General features: G+C 70.1%; 22 protein-coding genes. 11 read left to right on the forward strand and 11 right to left on the reverse strand.

Going from position 1 to position 23,483, the window contains the following annotated elements; all coding sequences use genetic code 11:
* Window positions 1-4: 4 nt before the first annotated feature.
* The 5 genes from cydC to MO1_RS06555 form a co-directional block, all read right to left on the reverse strand.
* The gene (gene cydC, locus MO1_RS06535) at window positions 5-1,672 is read right to left on the reverse strand and encodes a thiol reductant ABC exporter subunit CydC (RefSeq protein ID WP_060915563.1); all 1,668 of its coding nucleotides are present in this window, start codon (window positions 1,670-1,672) and stop codon (window positions 5-7) included.
* Window positions 1,669-3,309 carry a thiol reductant ABC exporter subunit CydD gene (gene cydD / locus MO1_RS06540; RefSeq protein ID WP_060915564.1) on the reverse strand — a complete coding sequence of 547 codons (1,641 nt, stop codon included), beginning with the start codon at window positions 3,307-3,309 and terminating at the stop codon, window positions 1,669-1,671. Before cydD ends, cydC begins: the two co-directional genes overlap by 4 nt.
* Before the next feature lie 22 nt (window positions 3,310-3,331).
* Window positions 3,332-4,366 carry a cytochrome d ubiquinol oxidase subunit II gene (gene cydB, locus MO1_RS06545; protein WP_060915565.1) on the reverse strand — a complete coding sequence of 345 codons (1,035 nt, stop codon included), beginning with the start codon at window positions 4,364-4,366 and terminating at the stop codon, window positions 3,332-3,334.
* Between the two features lie 9 nt (window positions 4,367-4,375).
* Window positions 4,376-5,803, reverse strand: a complete 1,428-nt coding sequence (locus MO1_RS06550; protein WP_060915566.1) for a cytochrome ubiquinol oxidase subunit I — start codon at window positions 5,801-5,803, stop codon at window positions 4,376-4,378.
* A 137-nt stretch (window positions 5,804-5,940) separates the two neighbouring features.
* On the reverse strand, window positions 5,941-6,564 hold the full coding sequence (locus MO1_RS06555; RefSeq protein ID WP_036309977.1) for a helix-turn-helix transcriptional regulator: 624 nt from the start codon (window positions 6,562-6,564) through the stop codon (window positions 5,941-5,943).
* 73 nt (window positions 6,565-6,637) lie between these two features.
* On the opposite strand from MO1_RS06555, the gene MO1_RS06560 reads away from it, so the two are divergent.
* Window positions 6,638-7,135, forward strand: coding sequence for a DUF427 domain-containing protein (locus tag MO1_RS06560; protein WP_036309975.1), 498 nt, complete (start codon window positions 6,638-6,640; stop codon window positions 7,133-7,135).
* 39 nt (window positions 7,136-7,174) lie between these two features.
* On the opposite strand, the gene MO1_RS06565 is transcribed toward MO1_RS06560, so the two are convergent.
* Entirely contained in the window at window positions 7,175-7,999 is an 825-nt protein-coding gene (locus MO1_RS06565; RefSeq protein WP_036309973.1) for an HAD-IIA family hydrolase, read from the reverse strand.
* Window positions 8,000-8,107: 108 nt separating this feature from the next.
* On the opposite strand from MO1_RS06565, the gene MO1_RS06570 reads away from it, so the two are divergent.
* Genes MO1_RS06570 through MO1_RS06595 form a run of 6 tightly spaced genes read left to right on the forward strand, consistent with a single transcriptional unit; the run spans window position 8,108 to window position 13,214 of the window.
* Window positions 8,108-9,025 carry an ABC transporter substrate-binding protein gene (locus MO1_RS06570; RefSeq protein WP_060915567.1) on the forward strand — a complete coding sequence of 306 codons (918 nt, stop codon included), beginning with the start codon at window positions 8,108-8,110 and terminating at the stop codon, window positions 9,023-9,025.
* Complete coding sequence (locus MO1_RS06575) at window positions 9,022-10,026, forward strand: FecCD family ABC transporter permease (RefSeq protein ID WP_081416941.1); 1,005 nt, start codon at window positions 9,022-9,024, stop codon at window positions 10,024-10,026. Before MO1_RS06570 ends, MO1_RS06575 begins: the two co-directional genes overlap by 4 nt.
* A gap of 5 nt (window positions 10,027-10,031) precedes the next feature.
* The gene (locus MO1_RS06580) at window positions 10,032-11,075 is read left to right on the forward strand and encodes a FecCD family ABC transporter permease (protein WP_174520559.1); all 1,044 of its coding nucleotides are present in this window, start codon (window positions 10,032-10,034) and stop codon (window positions 11,073-11,075) included.
* A complete protein-coding gene (locus MO1_RS06585) occupies window positions 11,068-11,883 on the forward strand; it encodes an ABC transporter ATP-binding protein (RefSeq protein WP_060915569.1) in 816 nt (271 codons plus the stop codon). The genes MO1_RS06580 and MO1_RS06585 overlap by 8 nt, the downstream gene beginning before the upstream one ends.
* Entirely contained in the window at window positions 11,880-12,725 is an 846-nt protein-coding gene (locus MO1_RS06590; protein ID WP_060915570.1) for a siderophore-interacting protein, read from the forward strand. The genes MO1_RS06585 and MO1_RS06590 overlap by 4 nt, the downstream gene beginning before the upstream one ends.
* A gap of 15 nt (window positions 12,726-12,740) precedes the next feature.
* A complete protein-coding gene (locus MO1_RS06595; protein ID WP_036309965.1) occupies window positions 12,741-13,214 on the forward strand; it encodes an ASCH domain-containing protein in 474 nt (157 codons plus the stop codon).
* A gap of 65 nt (window positions 13,215-13,279) precedes the next feature.
* Here the strand turns inward: MO1_RS06595 and MO1_RS06600 are convergent, their stop codons facing one another.
* Together MO1_RS06600 and MO1_RS06605 are read right to left on the reverse strand one after the other, a co-directional pair.
* Window positions 13,280-14,320 (reverse strand): LLM class flavin-dependent oxidoreductase, encoded by a 1,041-nt coding sequence (locus MO1_RS06600; RefSeq protein ID WP_060915571.1) that lies wholly within the window; start codon window positions 14,318-14,320, stop codon window positions 13,280-13,282.
* Between the two features lie 74 nt (window positions 14,321-14,394).
* Entirely contained in the window at window positions 14,395-15,255 is an 861-nt protein-coding gene (locus MO1_RS06605) for an SDR family oxidoreductase (protein ID WP_060915625.1), read from the reverse strand.
* Window positions 15,256-15,363: 108 nt separating this feature from the next.
* Between MO1_RS06605 and MO1_RS06610 the strand changes: the two genes are divergently transcribed.
* Genes MO1_RS06610 through MO1_RS06625 form a run of 4 tightly spaced genes read left to right on the forward strand, consistent with a single transcriptional unit; the run spans window position 15,364 to window position 18,608 of the window.
* The gene (locus MO1_RS06610) at window positions 15,364-15,726 is read left to right on the forward strand and encodes a winged helix-turn-helix transcriptional regulator (protein ID WP_036309960.1); all 363 of its coding nucleotides are present in this window, start codon (window positions 15,364-15,366) and stop codon (window positions 15,724-15,726) included.
* 54 nt (window positions 15,727-15,780) lie between these two features.
* The gene (locus MO1_RS06615; protein ID WP_036309959.1) at window positions 15,781-16,719 is read left to right on the forward strand and encodes an aldo/keto reductase; all 939 of its coding nucleotides are present in this window, start codon (window positions 15,781-15,783) and stop codon (window positions 16,717-16,719) included.
* A 41-nt stretch (window positions 16,720-16,760) separates the two neighbouring features.
* Entirely contained in the window at window positions 16,761-17,492 is a 732-nt protein-coding gene (locus MO1_RS06620; protein ID WP_082724382.1) for a sulfurtransferase, read from the forward strand.
* A 36-nt stretch (window positions 17,493-17,528) separates the two neighbouring features.
* Entirely contained in the window at window positions 17,529-18,608 is a 1,080-nt protein-coding gene (locus MO1_RS06625; RefSeq protein ID WP_060915573.1) for a DNA glycosylase AlkZ-like family protein, read from the forward strand.
* 10 nt (window positions 18,609-18,618) lie between these two features.
* On the opposite strand, the gene MO1_RS06630 is transcribed toward MO1_RS06625, so the two are convergent.
* The 3 genes from MO1_RS06630 to MO1_RS06640 are packed head-to-tail and all read right to left on the reverse strand — an operon-like array spanning window position 18,619 to window position 23,483.
* Window positions 18,619-21,612, reverse strand: coding sequence for an alpha-mannosidase (locus MO1_RS06630; RefSeq protein ID WP_060915574.1), 2,994 nt, complete (start codon window positions 21,610-21,612; stop codon window positions 18,619-18,621).
* A gap of 54 nt (window positions 21,613-21,666) precedes the next feature.
* On the reverse strand, window positions 21,667-22,542 hold the full coding sequence (locus MO1_RS06635; protein WP_060915575.1) for a carbohydrate ABC transporter permease: 876 nt from the start codon (window positions 22,540-22,542) through the stop codon (window positions 21,667-21,669).
* Window positions 22,539-23,483, reverse strand: coding sequence for a carbohydrate ABC transporter permease (locus MO1_RS06640; protein WP_060915576.1), 945 nt, complete (start codon window positions 23,481-23,483; stop codon window positions 22,539-22,541). Before MO1_RS06640 ends, MO1_RS06635 begins: the two co-directional genes overlap by 4 nt.

Genomic DNA, 23,483 nt, shown 5'->3' on the forward strand with positions numbered 1-23,483 from the left:
CTCGTCAGGCGGCATCCCCGATGCGGCCGTTGACGACGTGCACCGTGCGATCGACGAGGGCTGCCGGGACCTCCGCGTGCGAGATGAGGACGACCGCATGCGACCCGTCGACCGCGCCGAGCAGGTCGGTGAGCAGGGCGTCCGCCGCGGCGGGGTCGACCCCCGCGGTCGGCTCGTCCAGGATGAGCACGGGGAAGCCGCGAAGGAGCGCGCGGGCGAGCGAGATGCGCTGCGCCTGACCGCCTGACACGAGCGAACCGCGCTCGCCGACCCGTGCGTCGAGTCCGCCGCGGGCCCGCAGCCAGTCGCCCAGCCCGACCCGCTCGAGCACGCGTTCGAGGTCGTCGTCGGTCGCGGTGTCGCGTGCGAAGAGCAGATTCTGGCGGATGTCCTCGTCGAAGAGCATCGGATGCTGCTCGCACAGCCCGATGGTGAGGCGGAGATCGTCGGGGGCGATCGTCTCGACGGGGCGACCGCCGATCGTGTAGTCGCCGGTGACGGACAGGAACCGGACGAGCGCGTGCGCCAGGGTTGATTTGCCCGCTCCGCTCGCACCGACGACGTGCAGGCGCTCGCCGGGGTGGACGTCGAGATTCACGCCGGTGAGAGCGGGACGCGCGGCACCAGGCCAGCGCACGTCGACTCCGCGTAGTCGCAGGCCGTCGCCCAGGGCGGGCGCTTCCCCGGTCGGCGTGCCCGTCGGGGGGATCTCGGCCGGGACCGCCGCCGGTACGACGGAGGCGACGCGGGATGCGGCGGCGCCCACCTGCCGCCACGCGGATCCCGCGAGCGGCACGGCCGTGTAAACCTCGAAGACCGCCATCGGGACCAGGACGGCGACTCCGAGCGCGGGACCGGAGAGGGCTCCGCCGGCGGCGGCCGGTGCGGCGACGACGAGCGCGGCGACGGTGGCAGCGCCCGCCATGAGGGAGACAAACGCAGCGGTCCCCGCCTGGGCGCCGGCGCGGCGGAGGACGGCGCGGCGGAGGGCGGTGTCCGCGTCGCGGACAGCCGCGCGGGAGGCGGGTTCGGCACCCGACGCCACCAGTAGGTCGAGGCGGGACAGGTGGTCGACGACGGCGTCGCGGAGGCGTGCCCGCAGCGGAGCGATTGACCGCTCGGCGCGAGCTCCGGCCGCCCAGCCCCAGGCGAGTGCCGCGATCGCGGCGACGATGAGGCAGCCGAGCAGCGTGACGGCGGCGGGCCACCAGACGAGGCCCACGAGGACGACGGCTCCCACCGCGACCGTTGCGGAGGACGCGAGGGGGAGGATCACCCGGAGCGGCAGGTTCTGCAGCTCGTCGATGTCGTCGACGAGTGCCGCCGTCGCGTCGCCCTGCGACGATGCGGCCAACCCGGCAGGCGCGTGCGGGAGCAGCCGGCGCACCAGGTCGGTGCGGGTCCGGGCGAGCTGGCGGAGGACGGCGTCGTGGCTCGCGAGACGCTCGGTGTACCGGAAGGCGGCACGGGAGAGGGCGAAGGCGCGGACCCCGACGACCGCCATCGCGACGTACATCACGAGCGGCTGCTCCGACGCGCGGACGATGAGCCACGCGCTCACCGCGAGAAGCGCCACCGCCGAGGCCTCCGACAGGAACCCGGAGGCGAGCGCCGGCCAGAACCGCCGCCGCGGCGGGACGGAGGTGCGGAGGATCTCGGTCGTCGTCGTCATGCCGTCACCTCGGCGCTGTTCAGACGAACGACGCGGTCGGCGATCGTTCGGGCGCTCTCGCGGTGCGAGACCAGGAGGATGAGGGCCCCGGCATCCGCCACCGTCCGAAGCGACCGCCAGAGGTGCTGCTCGGCGGCGGCGTCGAGCGCGGCGGACGGTTCGTCGAGTGCGAGGACGGGCGCGTGCCCGCGGAGGTGGCGCGCGAGGGCGCGGGCGACGGCGACACGCTGCGCCTGCCCACCCGACAGGCCGGCGCCCTGCACACCCAGCATCCGATAGGGGTCGACGTCCGCGAGGCCCACGAGGGCGAGCGCCTGCTGAATGGTCTCGGCGGGCATGTCGTCGTCGCCGAGGGAGATGTTCGCAGCGATCGTGCCCGATGCGAGACCCGGACGTTGCCCCGCCCACGCCAACCAGGTGGACGGTGGGCGAGAGGCGGCATCCGCTCCGTCGAACTCGATGCGCCCCGTTGCCGACGCGAAGCCGAGGAGTGCCTGGAGGAGGCTCGACTTGCCGGCGCCGCTCGGCCCCTCGACGAGGACGATCTCGCCCGAGCGCGCCTCGAGGTCGACGGGCGGGAGATCGCGCACGCGGACACCCTCGAGCCGCAGTCGGTGGTCCGCTCCGTGCGCGGGCGCGGCTGCCTGCGCGGGGGGAACGGATGCCGCGGCGGCTGCGTCGAGCACGGCGAAGACGTCCCGCGTGGCCGCGACCCCTTCGCTCGACGCGTGGAACTGCACGCCGACCTGGCGGATGGGCAGGAACGCCTCGGGGGCGAGGAGCAGGACGAACAGCCCGACGCTCAGGGTGAGCGACCCGTCGATCAGGCGGAACCCGACCGCGACGGCGACGATGGCGACCGAGATCGACGCGAGGAACTCGAGTGCGAACCCGGAAAGGAACGAGACCCGCAGCACCGTCATCGTCTCGCGGCGGTAATCGTCGGTCACCCGCTCGATCGCGTCGGCGGCTCGCCGCTGCCGCCCGAAGACCGTGAGGGTCGACAGCCCTTGGACGGTCTCGGAGAAGCGGGTCGCAAGGCGGCTGAGGGTTTCCCACTGGCGGCGCTGCACCGACCGGGTCGCCAGGCCGATGAGGATCATGAAGATCGGAATGAGGGGCAGGGTGAGCAGCACCGTGAGCCCGGAGATCGCGTCGGCCTGCCACATCGCGGCGATGAGGAGGGGCGTCGCGATGACGGTCTGCACGAGCTGCGGCAGGTAGCGACCGACGTAGGGCTCGAGCGCGTCGAGCCCTCGGCCGGCGACGAGCGCGAGGTGGGACGTGCTGCGGGTCGCCGTCCAGCCGGGGCCGAGCCGCGCGATGCCGTCGAGCACGGCTCCGCGCAGTTGCGACTCGACGCGGGCCGAGGCACGTGCAGCGACCCGTTCTCGCACGAGCGACAGCAGCGCACGGGCGACGACGACGCCCGTCAGTGCCGCGAGGGTGCCGGTCAGGTCGTCGCCCGCGATCGCATCGACGATCGCGCGCGTCGTCAAGAAGGCGAAGCCCACGATCGCCGCCGTCTGGGCGAGCGAGAGGAGCGCGATGACGAGGAAGAACGATCGGGATGCCGCCGCGTACCGCCACAGGCGAGGGTCCACCGGCGGCTGCCGGGGTTCGGCCTCAGGAGCCATTCGACGTTCCTTTCCCGCACGCTCAGTGAGCGCGCGCGGCATCCGCTTTCTCGATCTGGACGCGGGTGATGCGCTTGCGGAAGACCCAGTAGGTCCACGCCTGGTAGGCCAGGATGCCGGGGAGGAAGATGACCGCCGCCCACGTCATGACGCCCAGCGTGTAGTCGGTGCTCGACGCGTTCTCGATCGTGAGCGAGAGCGCGAGGTCGGTGGACGACGGCATGACGTAGGGGAACAGGGCGAACCAGAGGGTGAGAATCGCCCCGACGATCGTGACCGCGCCGAGCGCGAAGGCCCAGCCGTCGCGGCGGCGGAGGTTGGCGACTGCGGATCCGAGGAGAGCCAGGGCGGCGATGGCACCGCATCCGATCACCGCCGCCAGCAGCGGGGCGTCACGGTCCATCGCGATGACCGTGGTCCAGACGACCGTTCCGGCCGCGAACGCGATGGTCGGAAGGGCGACCCGCTGCGCCAGGCGGTGGGCGTCGTCCTTCACGCGGCCGTCGGCCTTCAGCCCGACGAAGTACAGGCCGTGGAGGAAGAAGAGGAGGAGCGTCGTGACGCCGACGCAAAGGGCGTAGGGATTCAGGAGCGTCAGAAGCGAGCCCGTGAAATTCTTGTCGGCGTCGAGCGGAACGCCCTGCACGATGTTGCCGAACGCGACTCCCCAGAGGAGCGCGGGGATGACCGAGCCGATCACGATCATGCGATCGAAGCCGCGCTTCCACGCGAGGCCCTCGCGCTGGTGACGGTACTCGAACGAGACGCCGCGGAGAATCAGCGCCAGGAGGATCAGCAGCAACGGCAGGTAGAAGCCGCTGAAGAGGGTGGCGTACCACTCCGGGAAGGCGGCGAACAGGCACGCGCCGGCAACGATGACCCACGTCTCGTTGAGGTCCCACACGGGTCCGATGGTGTTGATGACCTGGCGGCGCGACACCTCGTCGCGGCCGAGGAACGGCAGGCTCATCCCGACGCCGAAGTCGAACCCGTCGAGCACGAAATAGCCGACGAAGAACACACCGACGATGAAGAACCAGAGGTAGGCGAGATCCATGGCGTGCTCCTAGTAGACCGTCGAGGGGGTCTGGTCGATCGGCAGATCCCGCGGATCGGGGTCGTCGGGACCGGGCAGGGGGTCGGGACCCTGCTGCGCGGCTTTCAGGATGAGGCGGAACTCGACGACGGCGAGCGACGCGTAGACGAGGGTGAACGCCACGAGGGAGATCAGCACCGTCCAGGCGGGGACGTTGGGGGAGACGCCGTCCGCGGTGTGCATGAGGCCGAACACGATCCAGGGCTGGCGACCCATCTCGGTGAAGATCCAGCCGACGAGGCTGCCGAAGAGGGGGAGCGGGGCGGACCAGATGGCGATGCGCCACATCCACCCGGCGACGGGGCGCGTGGCCTTCTTGCGGGTGAACCAGAGACCCGCGACCGAGATCAGCGTGGCGATGCCGCCGAAGCCCATCATCCAGCGGAACGACCAGTAGGTGACCCAGATCTCGGGCATGTAGTCGACGCCCGCGCCGAACTTCTGCGTGTAGAGCTCCTGCAGGTTGTTGAGGCCTTCGACGCAGCCGTCGAGCGAGTGCGTCGAGAGGAACGAGAGCAGGTAGGGCACGCGCAGCGACCAGACCTCGGCCGTCCCGTCGGGGGTGCCGATCGAGAAGATCGAGAAGGACGCGTCGGCGCCGCACGCCGTCTTCCAGAGAGCCTCCGCCGCGGCCATCTTCATGGGCTGGGTCTGCACCATGACGAGGCCGAGCTGATCGCCGCTGATGGCCGTGCCGACGAACGAGATGATCATGAACCACATCCCGTACCGGAGCACCGGACGCATCGTCTCGAGGTGCGGGCCGCGGCGCAGGTGGTAGGCGGCGACGGCGATGATGACGGCCGCGGTGAACATGAATGCCGCGAAGATCGTGTGCGGGAAGGCGGCGAGGGCGACCGGGTTGGTCAGCAGCTCGAAGAAGTTCGTGAGCTCCGCGCGGCCCGTCTCGGGGTTGAGTTCGAAACCCACCGGGTTCTGCATGAACGCGTTCGCGGTGAGGATGAAGTACGCCGACAGGATCGACCCGAAGGCTGTCGCCCAGATGGTGAGGAGGTGGATGCGGCGGGGCAGCTTGTCCCAGCCGAAGATCCACAGGCCGATGAAGGTCGCCTCGAAGAAGAACGCCATGAGGCCCTCGAACGCGAGGGGGGCGCCGAAGACATCGCCGACGAAGCGCGAGTAATCCGACCAGTTCATGCCGAACTGGAACTCCTGCACGATGCCGGTGACGACGCCCATCGCGAAGTTGATCAGGAAGATCTTGCCGAACAGGCGCGTGATGTGCAGCCACTTCACGTCGCCGGTGCGGTGCCAGATGGTCTGGAAGATCGCCACCGTGATCGCCATGCCGAGCGTCAACGGCACGAACAGGTAGTGGTAGAGCGTCGTCAGGCCGAACTGAAGGCGAGCCAGGATGAGTGGGTCCAGAAAGTCCACGGGTTTGGTCCTTCCACGGGTATGTTCCGACGGTACGACTCGCCGCTGATCGCGGGATCGGATCGGGCCGTGCAAAACATCTGCCGCGGAAACACGGGACATCCCGCCCGTCGGGGCGGTGCCGTCAGCTCATCGATTCAGGCGTCGGGGCGGCGGCGCAGCAGCTGGATGACGCACTGCTGCGGGTCGCAGGATGACCGCATCCCGTCGACCGCGAGCGGGCCACCCGCTTCGCTGAGCGCCCCCTGCATGAGGCCCAGGTGCACGTCGCAGAGCGTCGCGCGGTTGTCGGCCTGGTCGGTCGCGTGCGCGCAGGGCGTCAGGTCGATCGTGAGTCCGTCTTCGTCGATCTCGGGGTCGAAGCCGCCGTCGAGAAGCTGCTCGACGAGGGCGTCCAGCTGGTGCTGCTCCTCGCCCGTGAGGGAGCCGGCGGTCTCGGGCATGACGCGGCGCATGAGGTCGCCGCGTTCGACCGCCGCCTGAACCTTCCGCCGGTGCTCCGGGCTCGACACGCTGACACCGTCGACCGCACGATAGAAGACGCGGGGGCGGCCGCGCACGGTGCGCTTCTCGATCTCGGTCGCGACGAAGCCGCGCTCGATGAGGCGCTGCAGATGCTCGCGGACCGTGTTGGCGTGGAGCCCCGTCGCCGTCACGAGCTCGCCGACGGTCTGCTGCGGGGTCGTCTGCAGCAGGTGGAGGATCTCCACGCGTGAAGAGGTGGAGATCGCGTTGTAGGCCGTCGGGCGCCGGGCCGTCATGACTTCATTATCGCGGGATGCCTCCTGTCCGGGCGCGGCCCTCAGGTGGGATTACGCCCTTAATCTGGAGGGCATGCGGCATCCCACCCCCGACCCGGTCGGACCGGGACAGGAGAGTGTCTGGGACTATCCCCGGCCTCCCCGCGTCGAACCCGTCTCCGGCACCGTCACCATCACGCTCGGCGGCGAGCAGATCGTCGCCACGACCGGCGCTCTTCGCGTGCTCGAGACGAGTCATCCGCCCGTCTACTATCTGCCGATCTCGGACTTCGTCCCCGGGGCCCTGACCCGCGGCGAGGGTGCCTCCTTCTGCGAGTTCAAGGGCGGCGCGCGTTACCTCGACGTGCACGGCGGTGGGCAGACGCGACCGGCGGCCGCATGGAACTACCCGACGCCCGAACCCGGCTACGAGGAGCTTTCGGACCGGGTCGCCGTCTACGCGCAACAGATGGACGCGTGCACGGTCGCGGGTGAGACGGTGACACCTCAGCCGGGTCGGTTCTACGGCGGCTGGGTCACATCGCAGGTCGTCGGCCCGTTCAAAGGGATTGCCGGCTCGATGGGCTGGTGACTCGAGGGCTGAGGGCCGACGAGCGTCGACCCGCGCAGATCAGAGCCCGAGCGAGGGCTGCGTGTCGGGTGAGTCGCTCTCGCGGGGCTCCTCGCGGATGAGGTCGGCGACGGACCCCAGGATCTCGTCAGGTCGGAACGGATAACGCTCGATCTCGGCGGTGTCGCTGATGCCGGTGAGCACCAGTACCGTGTGAAGCCCTGCCTCGATGCCCGCGACGACGTCGGTGTCCATGCGGTCACCGATCATTCCGGTGTTCTCGGAGTGGGCACCGATGCGGTTGAGCGCCGAACGGAACATCATCGGATTGGGCTTACCGACCACGTAGGGTTCCTTGCCGGTCGCCTTCGTGATGAGCGCCGAGATCGCCCCCGTCGCGGGCAGGACCCCCTGGGTGGACGGCCCGGTGGCATCGGGATTGGTGGCGATGAAACGGGACCCGGCACCGATGAACCGGATCGCTTTCGTGATGGCCTCGAACGAATAGTTCCGCGTCTCGCCGACGACGACGTAGTCGGGGCTGGTCTCGGTCATGATGAAGCCCGCCTCGTGGAGCGCTGTCGTCAGACCGGCTTCGCCGATGACGAACGCCGTACCGCTCGGCTTCTGCGAGGCGAGGAAGTCCGCCGTAGCGAGCGCCGACGTCCAGATCGATTCCTCGGGCACGACGAGTCCTGAGGAGCGCAGCCGTGCGCTGAGGTCGCGCGGCGTGAAGATCGAGTTATTGGTGAGGACGAGGAACGGCGTGCCGTCGTCGCGCCACTGCTCCAGTAGCTCCGCGGCGCCGGGAATCGGCGTGTTCTCGTGGACGAGCACACCGTCCATATCGGTGAGCCAGCACTCGATGTCCGCGCGGGTCCGCATGCCTCCACACTACGCCCGCGTCCACTGCTCGTCCGGGCGCCGATCCAGCTCTGGGGGTTCAGTTGGTTAGGCTAACCTTACTTAGCCCACGGAAAGGTCCTTCCCGACATGTCCCCTCGTTCACGACTGGTCCTCACATCCGCCGCCGGCATGATCGCGCTCGCGCTGGCGGGCTGTACGGCCGCCACTGCACCCGAGCCTGTAGGCGCGTCTGCGGCCTCCGGTACGCGCGCTGTCGAGCACGCCCGCGGCTCGGCGGACGTGCCCGATGCACCGAACCGCGTCGTGACGCTCGAGCCCCTCGAGCTCGACACGGCCGTGGCGGTCGGCATCACCCCCGTCGGTGCCGCGGTGGCGGGGAACGTCACCTCGATCCCCGCCTATCTCGGTGCGAAGGACGTCACGCCCGTCGGAACCGTGCCGGAGCCTGACCTCGAGGCAATCGCGGCGCTGAAGCCGGACCTCATCCTCGGCACCGAATCCCGGCACTCCGAGCTCTACGAGCAGTTGAACGCCATCGCCCCGACGGTCTTCATCGCCTCGCAGGCCGACCCATGGCGCGAGAACGCGAAGCTCATCGGCGAGGCCCTCGGCCGCGAGGACGAGGTTGCCGGTCTCCTCACCGGCGTCGACGACGAGTGCGGTCGCATCCGCGACGAGTACGACGTCGATGGCCAGACGGTGCAGCTCATCCGCCCGCGCGATGAGACCACGCTGAGCCTTTACGGCCCGGTCTCGTTCGCCGGGAGCCTTCTCGAATGCGTCGGCTTCACCATCCCCGACCAGAAGTGGGAAGACGGCCTGCAGGCGGACCTGTCGCCCGAGAACATCGCGTCCGCGAAGGCCGAACACGTGCTCGTGACGGCGGTCGACGTTGACGACCGTTCCGCCCTCCCCCCTGCCGTCGAGACGGCCTTCCCCGATGCAACGCTGGTCGACACCAGCACGTGGGTGTCCGGCGTCGGCCCGAAGGGTGCCGCGGCCGTTCTCGGCGACATCGAGCGGTACCTGTCCGCGAACCGGTGACCGCTGCCGCACGCCCGGGTCGCGGCATCCTCGGTACCGGCGTCGTCGCGGTGATCCTCGTCGTCGCTGTCATCGCCTCGCTCGCGCTCGGCGCCAATCCGCTCGCCCCGCCGGCGGTGATCGACGCGCTCGCCGGTCGGGGAACAACCGAGACGGCGTTCGTCGTCTGGGATCTGCGCGTGCCGCGCACCCTCGTCGGCATCGTCGCGGGCGCGGCACTCGGCGCGGCAGGGGCGCTGATGCAGGCGTTCACCCGCAACCCGCTTGCCGACCCCGGGCTTCTCGGGGTCGGCGCGGGGGCTGCGTTCGCGGTCGCGCTCGCGGTTGCCCTGTTCGGTCTCTCCGGCGCCGGGGAGATCATCTGGCCGGCGTTCGCGGGCGCGCTGGTGGTGACGCTGGCCGTCTACGTGATCGGTGCGAGCGGGACCGGGGGAGCGGTCCGCCTCATCCTCGCCGGTGTCGCGTTGGGTGCCGTCCTCTCCGGCGTCACCACCGCGATCACCCTGACCGACCCTGAGGCCTTCGACCGGATGCGGGGATGGAACGCCGGCTCCCTGCTCGGCGCGGGGCTGGACGACCTCGCCGCGATCGGGCCCTTCGTCGCTGCTGGCGTTCTCGTCGCGTTCACGCTCGCCAACGGTCTCAACGCGATAGCGCTCGGTGACGACGTCGCACGCTCGCAGGGGGTGGACGTCGGGCGCATCCGGATCGGGGTCGTCGTGGCCGTGACGCTGCTCGCTGGAGCTGCCACCGCGATCGCCGGACCGATCTCTTTCGTCGGGCTCATGATCCCGCACGTCGTGAAGTGGATCGTCGGGCCCGACCAGCGGGTGGTCCTGCCGGTGTCGCTGCTGGCAGGCCCCGTCGTCGTGCTCGCCGCCGACGTCCTCGGACGCCTCCTGATCGCCCCCGCCGAGGTGCCGGTCGGGATCGTCGTCGCCTTCATCGGCGCCCCGCTTCTCATCGCTCTCGCGCGTCGACGAACGGCGAAGGCACGGTGATGGTCATGACGACGTCCATCGATCGGGCAGGCCGTGCAGTGCGGCCGGCCCGGCGCGTGGCCGCCGGCCACACTCGCGTGCTCGCGGCGGGGACCGGGGCATCCGTCGCGCTGGTCGTGCTGGCCGTGCTCGGATTGGTGCTCGGTGACTTCCCCGTTCCCGTCGAACGGATCCCGTCGATCCTGACGGGCGGCGGGGAGCAGATCGAGCGCACCGTCGTCGTCGACTGGCGATTGACCCGGGTGGTCGCCGCCGTCGCCGTGGGGGCGATGCTGGGGGTCGCGGGCGCGCTGTTCCAGACCGTGACGCGCAACCCGCTCGCGAGCCCCGACGTCCTCGGGCTGTCGAGCGGCGCCTTCAGCGGCATGCTGCTGACACTCGTCCTGGTCTCGGCGAGCTGGCAGGCCCTCGTGGCCGGCTCGCTCGTCGGCGGTCTCGTGACTGCGCTGGCGATCCAACTGCTCGCGTCGCGAGATGGACTGCAGGGGTTTCGCATCATCGTGGTCGGAATCGGGGTGTCGGCGATGCTCGCCTCGATGAACACGTGGCTCCTCCTGCAGGTCGAGCTCGAGACGGCGATGTTCGCCTCGGCATGGGGTGCGGGTTCACTCAACGGCGTCGCCGCAGCGCCACTCGCCGGCGCGCTCACCGCGGGCATTCCGATGGCAGTGGGGGCGTTCTTCCTGGTTCCACGGATGCGCCAGCTCGAGCTCGGCGACGATCTCGCCGCCGCGACCGGTGCCCGTCCGAACGTCGTCCGCGCCCTGGCCCTGCTTGCCGGGGTGGGGCTCGTGTCGGCCGCGACGACCGTCGCCGGGCCGGTCGCGTTCGTCGCGCTGGCAGCCCCGCAGGTCGCGCGACGCCTGACGCGCACACCGTCGCTGCCGCTCGGACTGTCGGCCCTGCTCGGAGGGGTGATCCTGCTCGCCTCCGACCTCGTCGCGCAGCACGTGCTGCCGACCCCTCTGCCCGTCGGGGTCGTCACCGTCTCGGTCGGCGGCGTCTACCTGTTGTCCGTCATCGTCCTGGAGGTCCGCCGTCGTGCCTGATCGTCCCCCCGCCTCCCTCGCCGTCGAGCGTGCATCGTTCGCCTACGCCGACACCCGCATCGTCGATCAGCTGTCACTGCAGATCGAACCCGGTTCGTTCACCGTCATCATCGGGCCGAACGCGTGCGGCAAGTCGACGCTGCTCCGCGGGCTTGCCCGTCTCCTACCGCCCGCAGAGGGTCGCGTCGTTCTCGACGGTCGGTCGATCGCCGACATCCCGGCGAAGGCTCTCGCGCGCAGGCTCGGCCTGCTCCCGCAGACCGCCGTCGCACCCGAGGGGATCACCGTGCGCGATCTCGTCTCGAGGGGCCGGTACCCGCATCGGGGGATGCTGCGGCCCTGGTCGCCGGCGGACGAATCCGCCGTCGTCGATGCGCTCGAGGCGACGGGCACCACCGCGCTGGCGGACAGTCCGGTGGACGCCCTGTCGGGCGGCCAGCGCCAGCGGGTATGGATCGCCATGGTCCTCGCCCAGCAGACCGAGGTGCTCCTCCTCGACGAACCGACCACGTACCTCGACGTGGCGCATCAGGTGGAGCTGCTCGAACTCCTCGCCACGCTCCACGAGCAGGGCAGGACGGTCGTCGCGGTGCTGCACGATCTCAACCAGGCGGCGCGATACGCGACGACGGTCGTCGCGATGCGAGACGGGCGGGTCATCGCAGAGGGTCCGCCCGCCGAGGTCGTCACGAGCGAGAACGTCTCGGCGGTGTTCGGCCTCGCCAACACCGTCATCCCCGATCCCGTCACGGGAGGGCCGCTCGTCGTCCCGCTCCGCACGCCCTACACCACGGAGGTCCACCGATGACCGCAACTCTCGACCGTCCCTGGGCGTACAGTGCGTTCGAGGTGGAGGTCACCGCGTCCGTGCGGCTGAGCCCGAGGTTCGTGCGGATCACCCTGCGGGGCGAGGCGCTCCGGAACTTTGCGCCGTGGGGGCTCGACCAGCGCATCAAGCTCGTCCTGCCGTTGCCTGGCGGCGGGCTCGCCGATTTCGGATTGCTCGAGGAACCCACACCGCATCCGTCCGACTGGTACAGCCGGTGGAAGGAGCTCGACGAGGGGGAGCGGAACGTCCTCCGCACCTACACGCCCGCCGCGATCCGATCCGACGCGGGCGAGATCGACGTCGACGTGTACCTGCACACTCCCGCCGGTCCGGCCTCCGCCTGGACCGCGTCGGCCCGCCCCGGTGACCGGCTCGTCGTGACCGGGCCTGATCGTCGCATGGGGTGGACGGGATACGGTCTGCACTGGCATCCCGGGTCGGCGCGGCGGGTGCTGCTGGTTGCGGACGAGACCGCGTACCCGGCGGCGCGGAACATCGTGTCAGCGCTGGACGACGGTGTCGTCGCCGACGTGGTGGTGGATGCCGCGACCCCCGACGACGATCTGCTGTCACCGTACGTCGGTGCTCCGCATCGAGCCGTCCGGGTGGAACGCGAGGACTCGGGGGCACTCGAGCGCGCGGTCATCCAGTGGGCGACGGCGACGGCGGAACTGCCCCGAGAGGACCTCTACGTCTGGCTCGCCGGCGAGTCCGGCACTGTCACGTCGCTCCGTCGCCTACTGACCGGTCGGCTGGATATTCCGAAGGAGCAGGTCGCGTTCCTCGGCTATTGGCGCCAAGGCGGTCCGCTCGTCGGGTGAGGATAGGGTCGCGGGATGGGTTCGCGTGCGTCGGTGTCCGAGTTCTGGCAGGAGTGCCGTGAGATCGTCGGCGGGCTTCCCGAAGCCGAGCCGGAGGCGTGGGGTTTCGGGGCGACTCCGCCGCAGGCCGACGACCTGCTCTCACTGGTCCTCGCCGGCACCAAGACCGCCACGGCGTCGTCGCTGCGCGATTACGAGGTCGACGGCGACCCGGTGCCGGCGGCCGGCGACCTCAGCATCGTGCTCGACGGAAGCGGGGTGCCTCGCGCACTGATCCGGACGATCGCCGTCGACATCGTCCCGTTCCGCGAGGTGACGGCCGACCACGCCGTCGCGGAGGGGGAGGGCGACCTCTCGCTCGAATGGTGGCGCGCGGCGCACGAACGGTTCTGGCGCACCCACTCCAGCGACCCGCGGGGGTTCGAGCCCGACATGCCCGTCGTCTGCGAGCGCTTCGAGGTGCTGCATCCGGCGGCCGGGAGGCACTGAGGGCCTCGTCCTCGCACTGGCGCTGCGACCGCGCACGCCTCGCGCGGTCGCAGCCCGGGTGCGCGTCAGACGGTCGCGACCGCGTTCGACGGCACCCAGCCGAGCGACGGGGCGACGTACTTCGCGAACGAGTCGACGAGGCGCAGGTTGAAGGCGACGCCCAGCTGGCTCGGGATGGTGAGCATGAGGGTGTCGGCTTCGCGCACTGCGGCGTCGTGCTGCAACTGCTCGACCAGTTCGTCGGGCGTGCCGGCGTAGGTCTTGCCGAAGGTCGACCTCATCCCGTCGATGACGCCGATCTGGTCGCCGTCCGAGCGTCCGCCGAAGTACATGGCGTCCTCCGCCGTGGTGATCGGGAAGATGCTGCGGCTCACCGACACCCGCGGCGTACCGGCGTGCCCGGCCTCGCGCCACGAGGTGCGGAACGCGTCGATCTGCTCGGCCTGCAGGATGTCGAAAGGCCGTCCGTCGGCTGAGGTGAGGAGCGTCGACGACATGAGGTTGACACCCATGCGACCGGCCCATTCGGCCGAGTCGCGGTTGCCCGCGCCCCACCAGACGCGAGAGCGGAGCCCGGGGGAGTGCGGTTCGATCCGCTGCATCCCCTGTCCGCCGCCGAACGGGCTGTGCGGGTCGCTTTCGGCGAGGCCTTCGCCGTCGATCGCGCGGAGGAAGAGGTCGAAGTGCTCGCGGGCGAGGTCCGCGCCGCGGGGGTCTTCCGAGCCGGTGTATCCGAAGGTCTCGTAGCCGCGGACGACGCTCTCGGGTGACCCACGGCTGACGCCGAGGGCGAGTCGGCCGTCGCTGATGAGGTCGAGGGCCGCGGCCTCTTCGGCGAGGTAGAGCGGGTTCTCGTACCGCATGTCGATGACGCCGGTCCCGACCTCGATGTGCGAGGTGCGCGCCGCGATCGCGGCGAGCAGCGGCATGGGCGACGCCTGCTGGCGGGCGAAGTGGTGCACGCGGAAGTAGGCACCGTTGACACCCAGCTCGTCCATGCCCTGGGCCAGGTCGATCGCCTGCTTCAGCGAGTCGCCGGCGGTGAGTTCGCGACCCCCACCGAGGGGGCCGTAATGACCGAAGGACAGCGTTCCGAAGCTCTGCATACCCGTCCCAACGCCGAAGCCGCGGCATCCATTCCGATGAATATGGATGCCGCGGCTTCGGCAGTGTCGGTGGGTCAGCTCGCGGGGGCGATGGCGCGGAGTGCGTCGACCCACGACGTGGCGGGACGCCCGATGAGGTCGGTGAGGGCCGGGTCCGTCACGTCGAGGTCGCCGCGCGCGATGCCGGCGTCGAGCGCCACGACGAACCCGACCGTGCCCTCATCGAGCCCGAAGGACGACAGAAGGGCGGCGAGCTCGTCGGCAGTGGCCGGCGCGTAGACGACCTCGCGACCGAGCACCTCGCTCATCGCGGCGGCGATGTCGGCGTAGGTGGCCCGGGGGCCGGCCAGCTCGTAGGTGCGCCCGATGTGGGCAGCGTCCAACATGACCACCGCGGCCGCCTCCGCGAAGTCGATCCGCGCAGCAGCGGAGACGACGCCGTCGCCGACCGCGGCCGAGAGCACACCTGTCTGCGCGGCGGTGGCGAGGTCGCCCGCCGAGTTCTCGATGTACCAGTTGTTGCGCAGCAGAACGGCCGGGATGCCGCTGGCCGCGATCGCCTCTTCGGTCGCCTTGTGGTCGGGAGCGAGGACGAGCTCGCTCGTGTCGGCGTGGGAGACGCTCGTGTAGGCCAGCTTCTTCACGCCGGCGCGTGCCGCGGCTTCGATGACGTTGAGGTGACCGGCGAGGCGCACGCCCGGGTCGGACCCCGAGATCAGTAGCACGCTGTCGACGCCGTCGAGGGCGGCATCGATCGACTCGGGAACGGTGTAGTCGAGCGGCACGACGCGGACTCCCTTGTCGGCGAGGTCGGCGGCCTTCGCCACCGTGCGAGCACCCGCGACGATGCTGTCGGGGGAGGCCCCGCGGGCGATGAGCGCGTCGACGACGAGGTGTCCGAGTTGTCCGCTGGCGGCGGTGACGAGGATGGTCATGGCGAGTCCTTTCGATGATCGAGCGAGATGCGCGACATCGGGGAGAACCCGCGTTGCGGCCTTGAACATTCCATCTGGAGGGTACCCACTTTAAGGTAAGCTGCTCACATGTCGGTCAGTTACGCGCAGTTGCAGCAGGAGTCGCCGGGGATCTTCACGGAGGCCTGCCCCTCGCGGACCGTTCTCGATCACATCATGAGCAAGTGGGGCGTGCTCGTCCTCCTCTCCCTCACCGACGGCACGCGCCGATGGGGCGAATTGCGGCGCAGCGTCGACGGCATCAGCGAGAAGATGCTGGCGACCACTCTCCGCACCCTCGCCGCCGACGGCATCGTCGAGCGGACGTCGTACCCCGAGGTCCCGCCGCGGGTCGAGTACTCCCTGACGCCCCGAGGCATCGAGCTGATGGAGCGTGTCATGCCCCTCATGAGCTGGATCCAGGCCAACGCGGAGGACATCGTCACGCGCTGACATACGCCCGCGGACCCGCCCCCGGGCATCCGTCACCGTGTCAGGATCGAGATTATGACTGTTCTCGGCACGAGCGACCTGACTGTGTTCCCCCTGTCCTTCGGCGGCAACGTCTTCGGATGGACCGCGGACCGCGACACCTCGTTCGCCGTCCTCGACGCCTTCGCTGCTGCCGGCGGCGACTTCGTCGACACGGCGGACGTCTACAGCGCCTGGGCGCCGGGCAACTCCGGCGGCGAGAGCGAGACCATCCTCGGCGAGTGGATCGCTGCGCGGCGCCCGTCCGGCGTCGTGATCGCCACGAAGGTGTCGAAGCACCCCGAGTTCCCTGGTCTGTCGGCGGGCAACGTGCGGGCCGGTGCCGAGGCCTCGCTGAAGCGACTCGGAGTCGACACGATCGACGTCTACTACGCGCACGCCGAAGACGACGAGACTCCCCTCGAAGAGACGGTGGCCGCGTTCGGCGCGCTCGTCTCCGACGGCCTCATCCGCTACCCGGCGATCTCGAACTTCTCCGCCGAGAACACCCGTGAGTGGGTGCGCCTGGCCCGCGAACAGGGCGTCGCAGCGCCGATCGTCGCCCAGCCCCGGTACAACCTCGTCGACCGCGCGATCGAGCGCGACGTGAAGCCCGCGGCCGAGGAGCTCGGCCTCACGGTCGTCCCGTACTCGGCCCTGGCCAGCGGGTTCCTCACCGGCAAGTACCGCTCCACCGACGCGTCGGGTCAGTCCTCGCCGCGTGCCGGATCGGCCGCGGCCTACGCGACCCCCGAGGGACTCGCCGTGCTCTCGGCGCTCGACGACGTCGCAGCGGCGCACGATGTTGCCCCTGCATCCGTCGCCCTCGCCTGGCTGCGCGCGAAGGGCACCGTCCCCATTGCGTCGGCGTCGCGGGTCGACCAGGTCGACGCTCTCATCGCCGGCGCGACGATCGATCTCACCGCCGACGAGGTCGCCGCTCTCGACGCGGCATCCGCTCCGTTCGCGAGCTGACTGCTGAGGAACGGATGCCGCCTCCCGCCTACGCTGGTGGGGTGGCATCCGTCCTGAACATCTCCGCCTACCTCTTCACGCACATCGCCGACCCGGCGTCGCTGCGTCCCGTGCTGCAGGAGCGCGCAGATGCGAGCGGCCTGCGCGGCACGATCCTCATCGCCGAAGAGGGGATCAACCTGTTCCTGGCGGGACCGGCGGAGGACGTGCGCGGATTCGTCGACGCGCTGCGCGAAGACGAGCGCTTCGCTGCGCTGACGACGAAGGAGAGCTGGTCGGCCGACCAGCCGTTCCAGAAGATGCTCGTCAAGCACAAGCGCGAGATCATCCGCATGGACCGTCCGACGATCCGTCCCGAAGCCGGACGCGCTCCGGCCGTCGACCCGCTGACACTCCGCCGCTGGCTCGAGAGCGGCGTCGACGACGACGGCCGCGAGATCGTCCTGCTCGACACGCGCAACGCGTTCGAAGTCGATCACGGCACGTTCGCGGGTGCGCTCGACTGGCGCATCGAGAAGTTCACCGAGTTTCCGGATGCCGCGGCCGCGCACCGCGACGAGCTCGTCGGCAAGACTGTCGTCAGCTTCTGCACCGGCGGCATCCGCTGCGAGAAGGCGGCGCTCGTCCTCCGTGAGGACGGAATCGACGCGCGGCAGCTCGACGGCGGCATCCTCGGGTACTTCGAGCACGCCGGGGGAGACGGTTTCGAGGGGGACTGCTTCGTCTTCGACGAGCGACGGACCGTCGACGCGAAGCTCCAGCCCACGGGCTGATCCGCGGGCGTCGGAGGCGAGCGCTAGCCTCGTGCCATGCACCGGCTCACGAGGGACGAGGCCCGTCGCATCGCGGTGCGCGCGCAGCTGCTCGATGCGGACCGCCCCGGCGACGTCGTCGAGGTCGCCGAGCAGATCGGTGCGATCAAGATCGACCCGACGGCGGTCATCGCCCCCAGCGAGCAGTCCGTCTGCTGGACGCGGATCGGCTGGGCGTACGAACCCGGTCAGCTCTCGAAGGCCGTCGAGGTCGACCGGCTGCTCTTCGAATACGACGGGCACTTCCGCCCGGCATCCCTCCTTCCTGCCTTGCGGGCGATCATGCCCAGCCGACGGCTCGGCGGCGCGACGCGGCAGTACCTCGACGCCAACGCGGCGTTCCGCACCGAGATCCTGAAGCGCCTCGATCGGGACGGGCCGTTGCAGGCGTCGGAGATTCCCGACACCAGCGCTGTCCAGGCGAAGAACGAGAGCGGCTGGTACGGCGCCAATCAGGTGCCGCGCATGCTCGAGCTCATGTCGTACCTCGGCGACGTCGCGATCAGCGGTCGCGTCGGGCGTCAGCGGGTGTGGGACCTTCCCGAACGCGTGTACGCGGGGACGGATGCCGCGATGAACCTGGCCGACGCCGAAGAGGTGCTCGCGGGTCGGCGTCTGCAGGCACTCGGCATCGCGCGGCAGAAGTCTCCGTGGTCCGGCGTCGGCACCGCGGGGGAGGAGGCCGAGGTCGAGGGGAGCTCCTGGCGCTGGCGCGTCGACCCCGAGGCGATCGCGGCGCTCGACGACGACCCGGGAGGGCGCGCGGCGATCCTGAACCCGTACGACCGGATGCTGTTCGACCGACCGCGGCTGACCGAGCTGTTCGGCTTCACCTTCGTGCTCGAGCAGTTCAAGCCGAAGCATCAGCGGGTTTACGGCTACTTCGCGCATCCGATCCTGGTGGGCGACCGCTTCGTGGCTCTGCTCGACGCGGCTCTCGACAAGAAGAAGGAGAACCTCGTCGTCGCCGCGGTCCACGAGCTGGCCCAGATCGACGACGACGAGCGCGAGATGATCCACGCCGAGATCCGAGACCTCGGCGAGTGGCTCGGGGTCCCGGTTCGCGGCCTGGAGTGACGCCGGCCGGTCAGCGCGCCAGTCGAAGGGTGACGAGCTGGAACGGGGCAAGGTCCAGACGCACGGTGCCCGTCGTCTCGCGCAGAGCAGTCGGCTCGATTTCTCTTTCGAGCAGGTCGGTCTGCGTGACCGCCGCCACAGGGAACCCCGCCTCGATCTGCGCCGTCCGCGCCGAGCCGAGCGCCTCGTAGAGCCGCACGACGACGTCGCCCGATCCGTCGTCGGCGAGCTTGACCGCCTCGACGATCACTCCGGGCTCGCTCACCGTGAGGAGGGGGGCGACCTCGTCGGCGCCGTGCACGGTGACCGGCGGCAGGTTGAGGCGGAGCCCCTCGCCGATCGCCGCGGCGACCGAGGCTGAGGGCAGGACCGACAGGCGGAACTCGTGGGCGCCCTGGTCCGCTTCGGGGTCGGGGAACAGCGGCGCCCGCACGAGTGTGACGCGGGCGACGGTCCGTGCTCCGCCGTCGGGGCCGGGAGCGCGCTGCACGTCGTGGCCGTACATCGAATCGTTTGCGACGGCGACGCCGTAATCGCCCTCGACGATGCGGATCCAGCGGTGCGCGACGGTCTCGAACTTCGCGGCATCCCATGTCGTGTTCGCGTGGACCGACCGCGAGAGGTGACCGAACTGGATCTCCGACTCGGTGCGTTCGGCCCGCACGCGCAGGGGGAACGCGATCTTCAGCATCTTCTGCCGCTCTCGCCAGTCGAGGTGCATCTCGACCTCGAGCGCGCCCGAGAACGGGTCGACACGGTACCGCTGCTCGACGTGAGACGACCCGAATCGACGGCGCACGACGAGGTCCGCGCCGTCGGCGACGACCTCGACGACGTCGGTGAGGGTCGTGCCGAGCGCGCCGTCCTCGGCGTCGATGTTCCAGGCGTCCCACTCGCGGGGAGTGTCGCGGAACAACTGCAGCACGCCGCCCGGGAAGGCCGGGTCGATCAGTTCGCGGCCGGTGGTGAGGTCGACGGCGCCGACGACGAGGCCGCGCGCATCGATCGCCCAGTGGAACCGCTCGTGACGGAAAGTCCAGCCGTCGCCGTACCGCTCGGGAGTGACGGGCAGAACGGATGCCGCGACCGACACCCCGAGCGCAGGGGCACCGGCCAGCGCGATCGGTGCCGCGTTCGCCGTCAGGGCACGGTCGCCCGCGCCGGTGAGCGAGCGGACCGCGGTGTCGATGATTTCCTGCAGCTCGTCCGCGACGCGCGCGTACGTGGCTTCGGCTTCCTGGTGCACCCAGGCGATGGAGGTTCCCGGAAGGATGTCGTGGAACTGGTGCAGCAGCACGGTCTGCCAGAGCGATCGCAGCCGCTCCGCCGGGTAGGTCGCGCCTGTGCGGACGGTGTCGAGCGTGGCCCAGAGTTCGGCTGCGCGGAGCAGGTGCTCGCTGCGCCGGTTGCCGCGCTTCGTGCGGGCCTGCGCGCTGTACGTGCCGCGGTGGTACTCGAGGTAGAGCTCGCCCGACCACACCGGTGGTTCGGCGTACTCGGCTTCTGCCTCGGAGAAGAACTGCGCCGGTGAGCCGAGGCGCACGCGCGGCGATCCTTCGAGGTCGGCGGTGCGGCGGGCCGCGGCGATCATCTCGCGCGTGGGGCCGCCGCCGCCGTCGCCCCATCCGAACGGGACGAGGGAGTGCGAGGCATCCGCCTTCTCGGCGAACTGTCGCTCGGCGAGAGCGAGCTCCGCCGCCGACAGTTCGGAGTTGTAGGTGTCGACAGGCGGGAAGTGGGTGAAGACCCGGGTGCCGTCGATGCCCTCCCACAGGAACGTGTGGTGCGGCATGCGGTTCGTCTCGTTCCACGAGATCTTCTGCGTGAGGAACCAGCGCGAACCTGCGGCAGTGATGATCTGGGGGAGGGCGGCCGAGTAGCCGAACGAGTCGGGCAGCCACACCTCGAGCGGCTCGATACCGAACTCCTCAAGGAAGAATCGCTTGCCCTCGACGAACTGGCGGGCGAGGGCCTCGGATCCCGGCATGTTCGTGTCGGATTCGACCCACATGCCGCCGACCGGCGCGAAGCGTCCTGCGGCGACGGCATCCCGCATGCGCTCGAACAGCTCCGGGTAGTACTCCTTCATCCATGCGTACTGCTGCGCCGAGGAGGCGGCGAACACGAAGTCGTCCTCCGTGCGCATGAGGTCGAGGACGTTCGAGAACGTGCGGGCGACCTTCCGCACCGTCTCGCGGATCGGCCACAGCCACGCCGAGTCGATGTGCGCGTGTCCGACGGCGGTCAGCTGATGCGCCGAAGCGGATGCCGGGGCCGACAGCGCGGCGCGGAGCTCGTCCCGCCCTGCCTGCGCCGTGCCGGCCACGTCGTCCGGGTCGACCGCGTCGACCGCGCGGCCGAGAGCAGCCAGCACGCGGGCGTGGCGGGTGCGGTTCGGTTCGAGCTGGTCCACGAGCCCGCGAAGGGTCCAGATGTCCTGCTGGAGCTCCCACACCGTTTCGTCGAGCAGGCCCAACTCCATCCGGCGCAGTCGGTAGATGGGGTCGTCGCCCGCGGTCCGTCGGTCGCCGAGCGGGGTCGCCGCGAAGGTGAACGTTCCGGCGACGCTCGGGTTGCCAGCCGCTTCGATCCATAGGTCGATCTCGTCACCGTCGACCGGCACGAAGGCGTTCCGCGGCTCGACCGCCTTGACGATGGATCCGTCCGGGCGGAAGACGAGGGCCTCGGCCTGAAAACCGGGACCCGAGCCGTCGAAGCCGAGGTCGACGACCATCTCCGGGCGGGTTCCGTCGATTCCCCGCCAGGATGCCGGGACCCGTCCGGTCACGTGGAACCAGACCGTGCCCCAGGGGCGACCCCAGGCGGTTCCCTCGGAGACCGGCGTGTAGGTCTGTCCGACGGCGTCGCCGAATGGGACCGGCTCGCCGGGCACCTCCCACGCGGCGATGTGCAGGGGGACGGTCTCACGGTAGAGGGCCGGCGGCAGTCGGTCGCCGACGAGGCGGTCGATGCGCTGAAGCGCCAAGCGGTCGTTGCGGTGCATGGGGGTTCCTCCGAGCTTTCCGGGGGCGGATGGCGGGCGGGCGGGCTCTGCTGGTCAGCCCTTGACGGCGCCCGAGAGGGCGAACGTGCCGCCCAAGCCGCGGGTCACGATCATGTAGAGACCGAGGACGGGGATCGAGTAGAGCAGGGAGTATGCCGCCAGGCGCCCGTAGGCGATGGTGCCGTACTGCCCGAAGAAGGCGTAGATCGATACGGCGGCGGGCTGCCAGTCGGGGGTCAGGAGCAGGACGAACGGGACGAAGAAGTTCCCCCATGCCTGCAGGAAGACGAAGACGAAGACGACGCTCAGGGCGGGACGCATGAGCGGCACGACGATCGTGAAAAGTGCGCGCATCGCGCTCGCGCCGTCGACCCAGGCGGCTTCCTCGAGGCTCACGGGCACCGAATCCATGAAGTTCTTCGTCATCCAGAGCGCCATCGGCAGCGCGCTCGCGGCGAGGAACAGAGCCACCGCCCAGGGCTGGTTGATGAGCCGCAGTTGCACGAAGAGGCTGTAGACCGGCACCATGATCGCGGTGATCGGGAGGCAGCTGGCGAACAGGACCGAGTACAGGAACGGGGCGTTGAAGCGAGACCGGTAGCGCGACAGCGGGTAGGCCGCGAGGACCGACACAACGACGGTCACCACTGCCGCGCCCGTCGACAGCACAAGACTGTTGAGGAGCGGACGCAGCGTCAGCTCCGGCGTCAGCACCTCGGTGAAATTGTCGAGCGTCGGCTTCGTCGGCCAGGCCACCCGGTAGGTCGCCGCCGAGTCGATCGAAGCGAGCACGACCCAGGCGAGCGGCGCCGCGAACAGGAGCCCGATGACGATGAGCACGAGGTTCGCCCAGAACCGGGTGGTACTCCGCCGGGGGGAGGCGACCGACGGCGCCCTCACCGGGCGGCGTGCGGCGGTCGTGGCGCTCATGTGAGCCCGCCTCTGCGGCGCAGTGACACGACGTAGGCGAGCGAGAAGATCGCGCCGAGGGCCAGCATGACGATCGCGATCGCGTTGCCGTATCCGATGTCGCCGAACGAGAACGCTTCGGAGTATGCGAGCACAGGGAGCGTCGTCGACAGGTCGCCGGGCCCGCCCTTGGTCATGACCCAGATGAGGGTGAACACCGAGAGCGTCTGCAGCGTCGTGAGGAGGAGGTTGGTGAAGATGGTGCCCGAGATCATGGGAAGCGTGATGAAACGCAGACGCTGCCAGGTGCCGGCGCCGTCGATCATGGCCGATTCGGTCACTTCGGGCGGCACGTCGTCGAGAGCGGCGCGGTAGATCATCATCGAGAAGGCCGTGCCCCGCCACGTGTTGGCGAGGATGATCGCGAGCAACGGCAACGAGTAGAGCCAGTTGGGACCCGTCACGCCGACGAGCGACAGCGCCGCGTTGAGTGTGCCGTCGGCCGAGAGGAACGCGTAGCTGACGAACGCGGCCACGATCTCCGGGAGCACCCAGGCGGTCACGACGATCGCCCCGACGGTACCCGCGACGGCGCGGCTCCCCGCGCGGAAGAGGACTGCGAGGAGCAGGCCGAGGACGTTCTGTCCGATGATCGCCGAGCCCGCGACGAACACGACCGTGAGCAGGATCGACAGCGGCAGGACGGGGTCGGCGAACAACCGCGCGAAGTTGTCCAAACCGATGAACTCGGGCTTGGTGGCGCTCACGCCGGTGAGTGCTCGATCGGTGAGCGAACCCGCCACGGCCCAGGCGATGGGACCCGCGAGGAAGACGACGAGCAGGCCCGCGGCGGGCAGCATCGGAAGCGACCGCGCCGGCGTCGCCCGTGCACCGACCCTCGTGCGGGCGCGACGAGGCGTCGGTGCGGCCGGATCAGGATGCGGCGCGAGGGTCGTCGTCAT

Source organism: Microbacterium oleivorans NBRC 103075 (assembly GCF_001552475.1).
GTDB classification, from domain to species: domain Bacteria; phylum Actinomycetota; class Actinomycetes; order Actinomycetales; family Microbacteriaceae; genus Microbacterium; species Microbacterium oleivorans.